10 protein-coding genes and 1 pseudogene are annotated in these 14,242 nt (G+C 45.7%); 9 read left to right on the forward strand and 2 right to left on the reverse strand.

What is annotated here, in order from left to right:
- Nucleotides 1–51: 51 nt before the first annotated feature.
- Nucleotides 52–225 (reverse strand): annotated as a pseudogene (locus IAE30_RS30150) (hypothetical protein); the annotation flags it as partial.
- 176 nt (nucleotides 226–401) lie between these two features.
- Between IAE30_RS30150 and IAE30_RS26430 the strand changes: the two are divergent.
- From IAE30_RS26430 to IAE30_RS26440, 3 genes are all read left to right on the forward strand, one after another.
- On the forward strand, nucleotides 402–935 hold the full coding sequence (locus IAE30_RS26430; protein ID WP_234472867.1) for a DUF2913 family protein: 534 nt from the start codon (nucleotides 402–404) through the stop codon (nucleotides 933–935).
- Between the two features lie 227 nt (nucleotides 936–1,162).
- Complete coding sequence (locus IAE30_RS26435; protein ID WP_200681293.1) at nucleotides 1,163–2,584, forward strand: hypothetical protein; 1,422 nt, start codon at nucleotides 1,163–1,165, stop codon at nucleotides 2,582–2,584.
- A 17-nt stretch (nucleotides 2,585–2,601) separates the two neighbouring features.
- On the forward strand, nucleotides 2,602–3,756 hold the full coding sequence (locus IAE30_RS26440; protein ID WP_200547977.1) for a DUF3800 domain-containing protein: 1,155 nt from the start codon (nucleotides 2,602–2,604) through the stop codon (nucleotides 3,754–3,756).
- Between the two features lie 399 nt (nucleotides 3,757–4,155).
- On the opposite strand, the gene IAE30_RS26445 is transcribed toward IAE30_RS26440, so the two are convergent.
- The gene (locus IAE30_RS26445) at nucleotides 4,156–4,827 is read right to left on the reverse strand and encodes a hypothetical protein (protein ID WP_200547976.1); all 672 of its coding nucleotides are present in this window, start codon (nucleotides 4,825–4,827) and stop codon (nucleotides 4,156–4,158) included.
- A 56-nt stretch (nucleotides 4,828–4,883) separates the two neighbouring features.
- Here IAE30_RS26445 and IAE30_RS26450 point away from each other — a divergent pair, with 56 nt between their 5' ends.
- From IAE30_RS26450 to IAE30_RS26475, 6 genes are all read left to right on the forward strand, one after another.
- Nucleotides 4,884–6,101 carry a tyrosine-type recombinase/integrase gene (locus IAE30_RS26450; RefSeq protein WP_370585638.1) on the forward strand — a complete coding sequence of 406 codons (1,218 nt, stop codon included), beginning with the start codon at nucleotides 4,884–4,886 and terminating at the stop codon, nucleotides 6,099–6,101.
- A 265-nt stretch (nucleotides 6,102–6,366) separates the two neighbouring features.
- Nucleotides 6,367–7,722 (forward strand): amidohydrolase family protein, encoded by a 1,356-nt coding sequence (locus IAE30_RS26455; RefSeq protein WP_234472868.1) that lies wholly within the window; start codon nucleotides 6,367–6,369, stop codon nucleotides 7,720–7,722.
- A gap of 619 nt (nucleotides 7,723–8,341) precedes the next feature.
- The gene (locus tag IAE30_RS26460; protein WP_200578525.1) at nucleotides 8,342–10,771 is read left to right on the forward strand and encodes a membrane-bound PQQ-dependent dehydrogenase, glucose/quinate/shikimate family; all 2,430 of its coding nucleotides are present in this window, start codon (nucleotides 8,342–8,344) and stop codon (nucleotides 10,769–10,771) included.
- A gap of 110 nt (nucleotides 10,772–10,881) precedes the next feature.
- Nucleotides 10,882–11,706, forward strand: a complete 825-nt coding sequence (locus tag IAE30_RS26465) for a sugar phosphate isomerase/epimerase (protein WP_234472869.1) — start codon at nucleotides 10,882–10,884, stop codon at nucleotides 11,704–11,706.
- A gap of 107 nt (nucleotides 11,707–11,813) precedes the next feature.
- On the forward strand, nucleotides 11,814–12,728 hold the full coding sequence (gene iolE / locus IAE30_RS26470) for a myo-inosose-2 dehydratase (protein ID WP_200547975.1): 915 nt from the start codon (nucleotides 11,814–11,816) through the stop codon (nucleotides 12,726–12,728).
- A 14-nt stretch (nucleotides 12,729–12,742) separates the two neighbouring features.
- Nucleotides 12,743–14,173, forward strand: a complete 1,431-nt coding sequence (locus IAE30_RS26475; RefSeq protein WP_200547974.1) for a sugar porter family MFS transporter — start codon at nucleotides 12,743–12,745, stop codon at nucleotides 14,171–14,173.
- The last annotated feature ends 69 nt before the right edge of the window (nucleotides 14,174–14,242 follow it).

Below are 14,242 nucleotides of genomic sequence, written 5' to 3' on the forward strand. Positions count from 1 at the left end.
CTTGAGAGTTTACTCACTTAGTCGCGTGTCCACTATTCGCGGGTAGGATCAATCATAGTCCTTTGCGAAGCAGTGAAATGAATAGGTCACCCAGAATCTGTAGGTTATGTCTTCCTTTCCCTCTGCCGAATGAACGTAGACAGCTTCGTGCGCATCAAGGAACGACAGATCACGAACAGTTCCGTCTGGATGATTAAACGCAGTCCATTTTTCTACTTCTGCCACACATTTCCCCGAGGTGAGTAAGCATATCCTTGTATTATATTAATAATTAAATGCACAATGAAGTCTGCCGATAACTTACTTGCGTTGTCTCTCATAACTACCAGACAAACCCCAAGGTAAAGCGAGTGGATTGAGAAAGCATCTATCATCATCAAATGCTAAACGTAAGTAACTTTATGACACTTCAAGTGACAGCTCAAAATACAATGATGGTTGAAGACGACTGTATGAAATCTCAAAACCTTTACGTTGATCATCTTGCCTGGTGTGCTCTAGTAGCTCTAAATATGGCCTGCAAAGATGGAATCGTCAGCTCTCCTGCTCAGGAAAACATGTTCTTATGCCGTTGGCTTGCTACAGCTGAGAAAAAGCGGCTATTCCGGCGAGAGCTATCTACAGATGCCCAGTGGCTTTTAAAAGAAGGCCGTGAGAAAGGTCTCAGGGCGGATCTTCGGGGCAAGTTTGATTACCTCTGGCGTGCAAGTCGAGGCGATCTTTTAGAGCAGAATGACCTCTTCCGACTCCAACACATAATGCATGCTTTAAAGCTAACTGGCATAAAATATGGTGTTTTGAATGATAGAGAGTGGGAGGGGAAGCATGCAGTCAAGCTCAGTGAAAAGGTACCGGGAATCTTTATACGCAAAGCAGACCTTGACTCTGAGTTTGATGCCGAAGGTAATCAAAAAAAGCCATTTCTATTCGTATAACTGCAAATTTTTCAGCAGTTGACGATTTGTTAATTCGTGCCAGATGGCAACGAGTACTCACAGGCTCTTCACCAATTGAACACCAGCTTAAAGTGCCAATTGTTTCGAAATAAACGTGAGTGGTAAAATTAACTATTTACTCAAAATAACACGAATTTAATAAATCCACCCCAAAGTAAAGACATACAGAATATTTATTTTTATAACGCAAAAAAGGATTTTAAATTATGATGAATGCATTACCTTCTAATTTAAATGTTTTAGTTCATACAATCGAAAAAACAATAAACGATTGGCCAGTAAAGATCTCATTAGAGCATGCAATCAAGTGGGTTTTACAATTCGAAGTTGAACATTATGCTTTAGCAGTGAGGATTTTAGAGAATTTAGACATTCTTGACTCATCTAGCATTAGATCTTCATTGGAGGTTGCTCAAACCAAGCTCATTCGTAAGATTTCTGAGAAAGGTTCCCCAATGAAAGGAAACAACACCTTATTTGCAGCGATAGGTAATACTGCCAAAAGTGGTGCATTAATTGCCTATCATTACAGGGCAACAACTGGGATATCTGAAGATGACTTTGTGTCTAGTGATGAAGAAGAACAACTTGATCTCTCAAAAATAGACAATATTGTTTTAGTGGATGATGTAATTGGATCAGGTAAGACTATAGCAAAAGAAGTTAAACGCGTAGCTGAAGAAGTTTATTCATTATCAAAAACCAGGAACATATTCGTATTGACAGTGGCTGGTTACGATGATGGCATTAAGCATATTACGAAAGAAACTGGGGCAACTGTTGTAACAGCATTGGAATATAATACAAGAGATACTGTTGCAAATCTTGATGCGGCTTTTTATAAGGGAATGCCGGTTGCAGAGAGGAATGCGGCTTTAGAAACCATAAAAAAATATTGTCGTTTAATATCCTCATCAAACTTAGGTTATTCAGAACTTGGTGGTTTATTAATATTTGATCATAATACTCCTAATACGACCCTTCCAATTATTTGGAGTAACAGTAAAGGCTGGCTTCCATTATTTCCCAGAACAAAGAAAATGCCGGGAGTTGCAAAGTTACTTAAAAGTGCAGAGGAAGAGAGAAGAGTAACAAGCCCTTCAAATCAGTTGACTTTGTTTGTCGAAGGTAAACTAGATGAGATATTCATTGACTGCTTCCTGAAAACGAAGAATTTATTACAGGAATTACAAGTTCCTGATATTAAGGCAATCGCTTTAGGTGGACTTAATCAATCTGAAAGATTGCTTGAGCTAATCACTGAGAGCAAAAAACAGGCAATTTTCATCGTCGACAATGATCTTTATTCTCAGCGAGCATTAGAACGCATTGATTATATAAAAGAATCACACGTTCTTAAGCTGAACCCTACATTCGCAGCTATGCTGGATATTGACAAAATTTACGAGAACAAAGAAAGATTTCCTAAATTACCAGAAAAAATTCCTAATATTGATGATGAAAAATGGTGGAGTGAGTTTGAACACGCCATTTTAAAAAGAGGACCAATATTAACAAACTATAACAGGATAGATCAAATCATTGAAGAATTTCTTGATCAAGAAAAGTACAGAGTTTTTTGTGAAAATCTGAAATTAAAAATACAAGAAATGTTGAATTTTAAATAATAAAAATAGGTTATTTTATGAAAATCTACGTAGATGAAGCAGGGTTATTTAATCCTCACACGGTATTGGACAATATTGACAAAGCATGGGGAACTGTCGGGGCAGTAACTATTCCGCACAAAAGCGAAAAGAAAGTTATTTCAGCATTAAACGATTTAAAAACTAAAATGAATATCCCCTTGAATGAAGAGATTAAAAAAAATAGGCCTGATCCTAGCACTAATGATTTCTCCAATTTTGTAGATGAACTTAGAGATGCTAATTGTAGCTTACATGCCATGACAGTAAACCGTGCATCACTAAACAATGAAAGCTCAAGCGCTCACAAAGAAGACCAAATAAAAGCAAGAAAAAATTATTATGATAAAATCAAAAGTAACCTAAGCCCAGAACAACAAAATGAATATTTATCAGAGCTTGAGGATATCAATGTTCTAATTAACACAACAGGACTCCAGGAATATAATCAAATAGTAATTCAGTCTAAATTAATATCTTTCATGCTAGATAAAACCATGACATTTTATGGCCGTGTAAGTCCACGCGAACTAACTAGATTTGAATGGATATTTGATAGAAAGAACGAATCCCCTAAAAAGTTTGAGCTATTATATTCCAAATTCATGCCAGCAACTGTGCAGGTTGATTTCATAAGAGAGACAAGAGGGGTGGCAATTAATAAAGAAGATATAGTATATTTTACAAGAAATTATGGGAATAAAAAAGCTCCGTATGGAATGGGTGAAGATGAAATTGAATTTCGAAAAAACATTTACTCAGTAGATCACTCATCGATTGCAGAAAATGTAGTCTCATTTGATTTCAAAAAATTACTTAATGATAAACTTAGTTTTTCCAACTCGAAAGAGCATGCCGGATTACAAGTAGCTGACTTGCTTATTTCGGCAGTAAACAGGTATCTAAAGGGAAATGTTGATGATGTTAATAAAAGTGCAGAAATATTAGGTTCATTATTCCTTAACTCACCAAGAGATGATGTCCCTTCAATACCACATATCAATTTTTACAATGAAGATATTGCGAAACCAGAGATTGATTTCAACACACTAAGATTAATCAATGCTAAAACAAGGATTTTATACAACCCCATTTACAGAAGAAACTTCACAAAGAATATCCAAGATTTGATTGAACGACAAAACGGCATTTGATTGATAAAACCAGTGCTATAAACCAAATCAATAACAAATTCATAAGTCCACTGTTCAAGGCATTTATCAGTATTTGAAAGTACATTATTTAAAATTTGAGATAAGAAGGCAATGTTCATGCCATGGACTTAACATTGCCGGATCCTTTTAAATCATCGATAGAATTCGATTTATGGAATTAATTAAATACGCATCTCATCTTTCATAGAAAGAGTATATACAACGTTCTGGGAAAACTAGTGACTTCGGCACGCCGTGCCTGATTCTCAGGCATGGAGAAGGTAATAATAATGTGAATAAACCTTATCGTATAGTACGCCTTAGATATGGTCTTAGTAAGCTTTCAGATATCTTATTCAACATAATAAACCTTTTGCGAATTCATGTAACATACTGATTTTAATCACTTTGCATTGAAGCTGTATCATCCGCGTGATCTTTTTCATTAAGATATTTCTTGTACTTTTTCTGGAAACGGAACGCCGGTATTGAATAACACACTGTAGACTTCAATAAAAACAGAAGAATAATGGCAAAGCCTAAAAGAGCAACACACGTAACTGCCATAAATATAACAACCCATAATGGTCCTGATTTTATGTTCTGGAGGATAATATTGACATAATCATTTATTGACCAAACCACAAAAGCTAGAGCCAGGGTACTAAATAAAATCAAAGTAATTACAGACAATACCGCGAATCGATGCCTCTTCGCACTTCCGTTATCTTCACATTTAAACAAGCCCGCCATTTGCAAAAAACAACTGAGGTCTGAATTAGCAAGAGATATATTTTTGTCTTCGATATAATTGAATAGTTTTTGCATGAATGAATAGCTGTAACGGACATTATAGCTTTCAAGTTCGTTTTTCATCTCAATCTGATCATCATAGTTAATGGTGGTATTTCGTCCACGGATCAACTGTATGAAATTCCGCCTCTTCTTATAGCTTAATTTAGCGAATGTCTGTTCAGATGAAAAAACTTTCATGCCTGAGGAGAGTTTGTTTAAAGCCAGCAAAATTAAAGTTGGAATCACTGCTTTCAGAATGTCATACGTAAGGTTCATTCCCTTTCCCCTAAATAGCGCGGTTACCCTAATGATTTTTGTGCTGCGATTTGTCCATGGATTGCATAGTGTTCTGTGAGAACCAGCGCAACCTGCTCGATGAATCGCCTCAGCCCCACCTTAACTCTTTACGCTCTTCATTCAAGGAAAGAGTGCAGAAAAATAGCTACTTATTAAAATATGTATTTGAAAAAGTAGCTTTACCGGAAGCACATGTGCAGGGGATAATCCTGTCAGATTTCAACTGTCGCGAAGGCTGCAGCCTTTTCAACCCAGAGGTATACATGACCGACTCTGCCAACGATGGCGCTCTTTCACGCGATCTCGCGCTGTCGACAGACGAAGTCCTTGATGCATCCGCTCTGGCTGCCATTAGCAGCAGTCCGTCGCTGAACCCGGCTCAGTCATACCTCATTGGTCTCTCCTCCGCCACCAGCCGGCAGACCATGAAGTCCTTTCTTAATATCGTGGCGGGCATGCTTGGCTTCAGCTCCCTGCAGACATGCGCATGGGGAAGTCTCCGCCGTCATCATATTCGTGGCCTGCTGGAAATGCTTCAGGTCAGCGGTCGGGCGCCGGCCACCATCAACACCTATCTTTCAGCACTGAAGGGTACCGCCCGCGAGGCGTGGATGATGAAGCTGACAGACACAGAGAGTTATCAGCAGATTCAGGCAATACGAGCAGTAAGGGGAAGCCGGCTTGCCCGCGGACGTGCACTGGCAGCTCAAGAAATTCAGGCGCTGTTCCGCTGTTGCGAACAGGACTCCGCCTGCAAAGGCCCGCGTGACGCGGCCATGCTGGCGGTGATGCTCGGCTGCGGCCTGCGACGTTCAGAAGTGATTGGCCTGGACTACGCCAGCATTCTTCCCAAGGAGCAGGCGCTGATGATACGCGGTAAGGGAAACAAAGAGCGGCTGGCCTTTATGCCGGAAGCTGTCTGGCAGCGCATCCTCACCTGGACGGAGACGGTGCGCGGCGAACGGGATGGGCCGCTGTTTTCCCGCATACGCGCAGGTGACAGCGTCACTTATGAGCGCATGACTCCACAGGCGGTATACCACATTCTCTATGAGCGGCGTACTCAAAGTGGGATTGATGCGTGCGCGCCGCACGATTTACGCCGCACATTCGCTTCAATGATGCTGGAAAACGGCGAAGACCTGATTACAGTCCGTGATGCTATGGGCCACGCCAGCGTTACCACGACGCAAAAATATGACCGCCGTGGTGATGAACGCTTACGCAAGGCAGCTTGTAAATTGACCTTTTAAAAATGCCTTGATAGAGAGTTTTAGCGAATACTTAAAAGCCACTACAGATAAGCCAGCCTCACAAGAGTTAACATAATCATAACTACCACATTGTTATAACCTCATAATTTATGAAGATTTAATGTCACTTTCCACAGTGGTGAACTTAACTCGTAGACCCTTTTATTGAGTCCAGAATCAACCATTAAACATCGCACGTGTCTCATCAGCTTAACGGCAAAGCCTATACTGTGATTTAACCCCATTAACTCACGAAGGAGTAGGTATGCCCTGTAAACTTCGCGCTGTACTGTTTACTGCCAGTTGTTTCTCTGCTTCGATTAGTGCCTTCCCTGACAACACTTTACTTATCCGGCAGGGTTATCTGTTACCTATGACAGCCAACGGAGAGGACCAGCCTTCTGCCGACATACTGGTTCGAAATAACCAGATAGTGAAGATTGGCAAAAATCTTGTGGCACCCGATGCAAAGATAATAGACGCCCGCGGAAAGTATGTAATGCCGGGGTTTGTTGATGCACATAATCATTTATGGGTTACCACCATGCGCGGGCAGTTCCGAAACAAGCAGGGAAAATTTTTTCCTGTTAGCAACAAGTTAGCAAAGGAGATGCAGCCGGATGACATCTGGCAGGCAATGTATTCAGGTTCGCTTGAACTGCTACAGTCAGGAGTCACTACTACTGGCGACTACTTTGATAACATTCGTGGCCCTGCCTGGGGTGATGCTGGATTTAGAGCTCTGGAAAAGAGCGGCATTCGCGCCATTATGTATTATGGTGGTCCTGATAAAACCACAAAAAACATGATTGATTTGAAGCACCTGGCTGAACTGAAAAAGCAGGCAACAGATCGGGTCCAACTCGGGCTGGGCTGGCGAATACCCCGGGACTTATCCAGCCAACAGAACTGGGCAATGCGGGATGAAGAATACAGGTTCGCCGTTCAGCACAAACTTCCGATTCAGGTGCATGTCAGCGGCGATGCTCGCGCAATGTTTGATGCACTGATAGACCGGCAATACTTATCGCCATCGCTGACAGTTATTCACGCAAGCAATGCGCTCCCCCAGCAGTTAAACGCTTTGCAGGGAGCTGGCGGTGGGCTGGTGTTAACTCCAGTCAGCGAACAACGCGTCGGCTATGGGTTGACGCTGCTTAATCAATTTAAGGGTGTTAAAAGGCAGGGGCTGGGCATAGATGGGAATGCTTTGTCTGGCGGAGCTAATATGTTCGAAACGCTTCGCACTGCAGCGCTGACTGAAAGCGGTAATGCTAAAGATGAAGCACTTCCAGACCCGCGCGAGCTTCTGACGCTGGCAACGCGTCGCTCTGCAGAATCGATTGGACTGGGTGCATTAACCGGAACCCTTGAAGAGGGTAAGCGGGCAGACATTCAGATCATCAATCCAAATACTCTGAATATGGCCGGCTTTGGCGGAGGGGATCCGGCAGCGCTCATCGTCTACTCGGCTCAGCCGGAAAATGTTGAGACAGTTATTGTCGATGGTCGTATTATCAAAGCAGATGGAAAACTGCAGGGCATAAATGTGGAAGAGCATCTGAGAGCCACTAATGCATCAGCTAAGAGACTTCTGGAGCAAAGTGAAATGACACAGTAGCAAGGCCAGCAAATGTCCCTTAGGAGATGAAATATTGAAAAATCTCAGGGGCATTTTTCCTATTGAAAGCTTTGGCGAAAGGTTGCTGGCCCTTGCATGTCGTCCCTCCGGAATCGATATTCATCTGATATCCAGATATGGTCACAATAATGATGATTTTAGAGTGATGCATTCTCTAACTCGGAACCAATCCTATACCTTTACTGCCCGGATTTTAATAGGCAGGTAGTGGTGAGTCTCAACCACAGTTGCCTAGATTGTATATCCCTTTTGGAAGTGCCCAGTTCTCTCCTTTACCCCCCGGATCATACTTAAGGTACAGGTCTGGCTCATCTTTGAGTCATTTTGAATCATTTCACCTAGAGCCCCGATTTTTACACATCAGCACGAACTTCAAATCCGCATAACCTTGTACATTTTAGATTAATCGGTTCATCACAAGGACTTTTTGAAATAAAAGTTCGATTTGGGTCTCATTTTTGATCTTCTTTAATTGTCTTCGATCTTTAGAATGATCTAATTTGTCTCTATTATGATTCTCTATGCATCAAAGATAGACATATTGCCGCATGAAGCGGTGTTTCATAATAATAATGGCAGGTAAGTGGAAGAAGACGATATGAAAAAATCTGTTTTACTACTGGGCGTTATCGGCGCTCTGGTAACTTTAACGGGGGTAGGGCTGGCAGCAGGCGGCGCGTATCTCGCGGTTTTAGGAGGAGCTTGGTTCTATTTGTTAGCAGGGATCCTTTTGTGCATCACGGGCCTTGGGTTAATGCGTAGGCGTTTCTATGCCTGGCCGGTCGCAATCGCACTGGCGCTTTACAGTGTAATATGGGCTTTCTGGGAAATTGGCGACGACTTCTGGCAATTCTTGCCGCGCGTAACGGTATTCATCGGTATAAGCATGCTGGTATCTCTGTGCGTACCGTGGCTAAACCGGAAAGGTGGTTTGCCGGCACCCAGAAAGTCTGCTTTCACCATAGCTGGCGTATGCTTTGTTGCACTGATTGCACTGATTAGCGGTATTTTTTTTCCACATGCGGAAGTCACCGCAACAAGCGAAGCCGCGAAGGTCATCAATCCTCAGGCTGGTCACGAAGGTGGGAACGACTGGTCAGCCTGGGGACGTAACACCCTCGGCGAAAAATATGTCCAGTTTGACCAGATCAACAAAAGCAATGTTAAGGACCTGAAAGTCGCATGGACCTATCGTACAGGTGACATGGCGGTTGATGGTGCAGAATATCAGGTTACACCTTTGAAAGTGGCCGACACGGTTTATCTGTGTACTCCGCTAAGTAAAGTGATTGCAGTTGATGCCACCACAGGCAAGGAGAAGTGGCGTTTCGATCCACATCCGGAAATCTTTGAAAGCGACAAAGGCTGGAAGCGATGCCGTGGAGTGGGCTATGCCGATATTGACCAGTTATCAGCTAAAAACCCCACCTCTGGTGAGGTTGCTGCTACGGCAATTTCCTCTGCGGCTACTTGCCGCAAACGTATCATTGAAACCACCATTGATGCCCGCATCGTGGCGCTGGATGCCGAAACCGGAAAACTGTGTGAAGACTTCGGTAACGGGGGTTACGTCGATCTGACAGTGAACATGCCCGCTGACGCCAAAGGCGGGCAGCAGGGTAGCTACAACGTGACCTCTGCGCCACTGGTGGCCGATGGCGTAATCATGGTGGGTGGACGTCTGAATGATAACCTCACCGTAGGCGAACCTGGCGGCGTGGTCCGCGGATATGATGTGGTCAGTGGCAAAATCCTTTGGGCCTGGGATGCGAAACGCGGTGCCAGCGACAGCAGCCCGCTGCCAGCCGGTGAGACTTACCCTCTTGAAACGCCTAACTTCTGGGGTACCGCCGCTTACGATCCTAAACTGGGACTGGCCTATTTCCCGACGGGCAACCAGACACCTGACTTCTGGACCGGCGATCGCCATCCTTACTCGAACGAGTATACCGATGCCATCGTGGCCGTTGATCTGAAAACCGGCAAGGAGCGTTGGCACTTCCGTACCGCCAACATTGACCAGTTTGACTACGACGTTTCAACACAGCCGATTCTGTACGACATGCCGCAGAAGGATGGCACAACCCTTCCGGTGATCATACAGGGCACGAAACGCAGCCAGATCTTTGTGCTTGATCGCCGTACCGGCAAGCCGGTCTACCCGGTAGAGCAGCGTAAAGTGCCAACTGATGTGATGCCAGGCATGCAGGTCTCTGAAACGCAGCCTTATTCCGCGCTATCAGTAGGCGTTGATAAGCTGAAAGAGTCTGACATGTGGGGAGCCACGATCTTTGATCAGCTCTACTGCCGCGTCCAGTTTAAGAAGTTGCGCTATGAAGGTGAGTGGACACCGCTTTCGGATAAACAGGACACGCTGATTTGGCCTGGCTATTACGGTGGTCAGAACTGGGGCAGCATGGCGATCAACCCGGCCACCGGTACGCTCTATGTGAATGACATTCGCATGGCGATGGTGGGGCGTTTCCTGTCTCGTGAGGAAGCAGCAAAAGGTGGCCTGAAGCCGTCAACCGAAGGCGAATATTCAGAGCAGAAGGGCACGCCGTGGGGCGTGGAACGCGGTATGTTCCTCTCACCACTAGGCACACCATGCTTCAAGCCGCCATTCGGTTCGCTGACCGCTATCGACCTGGCGAGTAACAAGGTGAAATGGCAGGTGCCGCTCGGTGGGATCCAGGATGCGCCAATTCACAACAACTTCTTACCGAAAGAGGGCATTGTGCCGAACCTGTATATCCCACTGGGGATGCCAAACCTCGGCGGTCCGCTGGTAACGGCAGGTGGCTTGAGCTTCTTCCATGGCACGCTGGACTATTACCTGCGCGCGTTTGATAACGATACCGGCAAAGAAGTCTGGCGTACTCGCCTGCCAGTCGGTGGCCAGGGTACACCCATGAGCTATATCGGCAAGGATGGTAAGCAGTACATCGTGGTGGTGGATGGCGGTGCGACCCGCACTGGCACCAATAAAAACCGCGGCGATTATGTTATTGCTTACGCCTTACCATAAATAGTCATTTAAACGGCGCTCTGGCTATGCAGAGCGCCTACCGTAAACGCGATTAATAATATATAAATTCGATAAAACAATATTATTATCTACATATCATGGTGATTATCATGCTTACCTCTTTACACGGTATTTCGACAAGTCACGGTAACTTAATAACGGATGTTCGCCTAGCTAAAGAGGCGGGATTTGATTCATTGGAAATATTTTACCCTAAGCTTGTGCGTTACTTAGAAAATAGCGGAACAACTCATGATATTAAAAGAATCATTGCTGATGCCGGGCTATCAATTTCTTTTCTTAGCGCACTGGACAGAATTGAACGACATCAGGGAAGTGAGAAGCAGCAGCTGCTGAATGAAGCAGAAAAAATTACTCAGGAAGCCTCTGAGCTGGGTGTGGAAACCGTCATGGTATTACCGCGTAATGGCATAGACCACTATTCCGATGAAAAGATCATGGACATCATGAGCGAAAATATTGCTGCTATTGCCGCCATCGGTGAACAGCACGGTATTCGCTATATGATTGAGTTACCAGCTTTCACCAAATTCCGTACGCTAAGCCAGGCGCAGGAGGTGATTCGCCGCATTGGTAAAAAAAATGTCGGTGTGGTGGTTGATTTCTGGCACTTCTATGCCTCCGGCGCAACGCCACAGGATGTTGCTAAGATGGATAACGCGATGATTTTTGGCGTGCACTTCGGCGACGGCCGCGTGCCGCACAGCCCTGAAGAACCCTGGGATGAAACGGTATTACGCGACTGCATACCCGGCGAAGGGGAAATCGATTTGCGCGCCTGGTCAGAAGCCGTTAAATCAACTGGATATAATGGAGCCTGGTCGATTGAATTAATCAGCCCGCGCTTATGGGAACGTGATCCGGCGTTATTAACAAAAGAACTATTATCCTCCATTAAGAAATACGCATTTTAATTTAGAAAAATCAGACTTTAGGTGATAACAATCATTAATAATTATTAACTTCGGATTGACATCACCTTTATTACCTCCCTGTATCAATGAGTGACTGAGAGAATAATATGAATAAAATGATCAAAGCTCCTCGCTTAACAGTGAGAGTGGCCATCAGTCCACTCTCGTGGGCCAATGAAGTGATTGAAGAGTTTGGCAAAGATGCCACGGCGGATATATGCCTTACGGGTGCATTGGCTGCGGGTTATGAGGGCGTCGAAATGAGCCGCTTATTTCCCCGCAATCCTGATGAGCTGAGTAAGCTGTTATCCGATTATAAACTCTCCCTCGCATCCGGCTGGCACAGCGGCTTTCTGGCTGAGCGCAGCGTGGATGAAGAGCTGAGTGCAGTGCATGAGTTTGCCACGCTGCTACAAAAAACCGGTGCGCAGGTAATGGTGTATGGCGAATGTGCAGCAATGGCAGAGAATGCCCTAGATGTTCCGTTGTCCCGCCGCCGCCGCTTGACCCCCGAGCAGATGGCCGCCTATGGCGCACGCCTGACCGAATTCGCCAGAAAACTGGCGCAGGGCTATGGCTTGGCCATGGCGTACCACCACCACCTGATGATGGTCGTGGAAACGCAGGATGAAGTCCGCCAGCTGATGGCGGCAACCGGTGATGAAGTTGGCCTGCTGCTGGATACCGGACATGCGGTGACAGGTGGATTCAGTTATGTCGATCTGATCAATGAGTTTGGCCCACGTATTAAGCACATCCATCTGAAAGATGTGCGCACGCCAATACTAGAAGCTGTACGCAGTAAAGACCTCTCTTTCAACGAGGCGGTTCGGGCCGGCATGTTTACCATCCCTGGTGACGGAGTGATCGACTTCCAGCCGCTGTTCGAGTTTATCAACGACTCTGGTTTCGCTGGCTGGGTAGTGGTGGAAGCTGAGCAGGATCCTTCCCTCGAACGTCCGGAAATCACCGTGGCCAGAGCACGTGACTGGCTCAGCACTATCCTGCCTACCCGAGCATAAAGGAGAGCAACATCATGTCTTACCATCACAAGTTTAATGCTCGGTATGTATATATGCTTTGCCTGGCGGCCGCCGCTGGCGGATTTATGTTTGGTTACTCTGAAGGGGTGATTGCCGCTACGCTGGATTCGATTCAGAAGGTCTTCGGGCTGAGCTCGATAGAAACCGGCTGGGCAGTTTCCAGCGTCATTTTTGGCGGCGTCATCGGTGCGCTGACAGCCGGAAAAATGGCGGATAAAACCGGTCGCAAACCAGTCATGCTGGTCAGTGCAGTCCTGTTTGTGGTGACTTCCTATCTTTCGGCCGTTGCCGATTCGTTTGTGTTGTTTACCAGTGCAAGACTGATATGTGGCATCGCCGTTGGACTGGCGGCGACGGTAACGCCAATGTATATCTCTGAAATTTCGCCAGCCAAAATGCGCGGTAAAGCCACCGGTACTTACGATCTCTCTATCGTGGCCGGGGTGCTGGCGGTATTTACTGTCAACTATCTGATTGCGCGTGGCATGCCGCAGGCATGGATGGTTGAAACCGGCTGGAGAATCATGATGGCGGTACAGCTGGTGCCGTCGCTGGCGATGCTGGTCTTGATCATTCTGGTTCCTGAGTCACCGCACTGGTGCATCCGGCATAACCGAGGCGAGCATGCGATCAAAGTGCTCTCGCGTATCTATCCGGAATTTAATCAGGAAGAAGCGCGTCAATTGTTCCAACTGCCATCTTCTGCTGCCAAAAAATCAACCACGGCGCGCAAGGGCGTTATGCCGGAAAATCCGGTACTGCGCTATATCCTGGTGGTTGGGGTAGCGATTGCTGTTCTGCAGCAGTTTACCGGCATCAACGTCATCAACTACTACACGCCGATGATGCTGGAAGGCACCACCAGTAATAAAGACATTATCTTCTTCGAAACCATTTTTGTGGCCTTGCTCAATGGTGTTGGCGCGTTTATCGGCATGCACCTGTTTGACCATTATGGCCGCCTGCCGATCATGAAGATTGGCACCGTGGGGGCCATCACCGGACTGCTAATCGCCTCATGGGGTCTGTATACCAATGATGTCGGCTATATCGCCATTAGCGGCATCCTGATCTTTACGTTGTTCTTTGGTATGGGTTGGGGAGCAGGTGCATGGGTGATGATCTCAGAAATTTTCCCGGACAGAATCCGTGAATCCAGCATGGGGTTGGCCGTGGGCCTGATGTGGGTCTCCAATTTCCTGATCACCCTGGTGTTCCCAATCGTCAACGACAATGTCTGGTTGCAGGAGCAGTTCCATGGCGCATTCTCCATGTGGATCTTCGTAGTGTTCAACGCGTTCTGTTATTGGTTCTTGTCGCGTTATGTACCGGAAACCCGTGGTATCGCCCTGGAAGATATCGAAAAGGTAGCGGAAGCGAAGATGCTGAAAAATACGCTTTCTGTGCAGACGGAGAAAGTCTGAACCCACGGAAATTCGCCGGCGGGTTTTCCGGTAGAGAACAGAAAAAGTCCAGTATCAGTATCCTGTATT

The sequence above is a fragment of the Pantoea sp. S61 genome (assembly GCF_016625145.1).
GTDB classification, from domain to species: domain Bacteria; phylum Pseudomonadota; class Gammaproteobacteria; order Enterobacterales; family Enterobacteriaceae; genus Pantoea; species Pantoea rwandensis_B.

Bases quoted from the DNA above. Each gene is read 5' to 3' on its own strand.
- iolE (WP_200547975.1), top strand. From the start codon at position 11,814: ATGAATAAAATGATCAAAGCTCCTCGCTTAACAGTGAGAGTGGCCATC.
- IAE30_RS26450 (WP_370585638.1), top strand. From the start codon at position 4,884: ATGGATTGCATAGTGTTCTGTGAGAACCAGCGCAACCTGCTCGATGAA.
- IAE30_RS26430 (WP_234472867.1), top strand. From the start codon at position 402: ATGACACTTCAAGTGACAGCTCAAAATACAATGATGGTTGAAGACGAC.
- IAE30_RS26440 (WP_200547977.1), top strand. From the start codon at position 2,602: ATGAAAATCTACGTAGATGAAGCAGGGTTATTTAATCCTCACACGGTA.
- IAE30_RS26475 (WP_200547974.1), top strand. From the start codon at position 12,743: ATGTCTTACCATCACAAGTTTAATGCTCGGTATGTATATATGCTTTGC.
- IAE30_RS26435 (WP_200681293.1), top strand. From the start codon at position 1,163: ATGATGAATGCATTACCTTCTAATTTAAATGTTTTAGTTCATACAATC.
- IAE30_RS26455 (WP_234472868.1), top strand. From the start codon at position 6,367: ATGCCCTGTAAACTTCGCGCTGTACTGTTTACTGCCAGTTGTTTCTCT.
- IAE30_RS26460 (WP_200578525.1), top strand. From the start codon at position 8,342: ATGAAAAAATCTGTTTTACTACTGGGCGTTATCGGCGCTCTGGTAACT.
- IAE30_RS26445 (WP_200547976.1), bottom strand. From the start codon at position 4,827: ATGAACCTTACGTATGACATTCTGAAAGCAGTGATTCCAACTTTAATT.
- IAE30_RS26465 (WP_234472869.1), top strand. From the start codon at position 10,882: ATGCTTACCTCTTTACACGGTATTTCGACAAGTCACGGTAACTTAATA.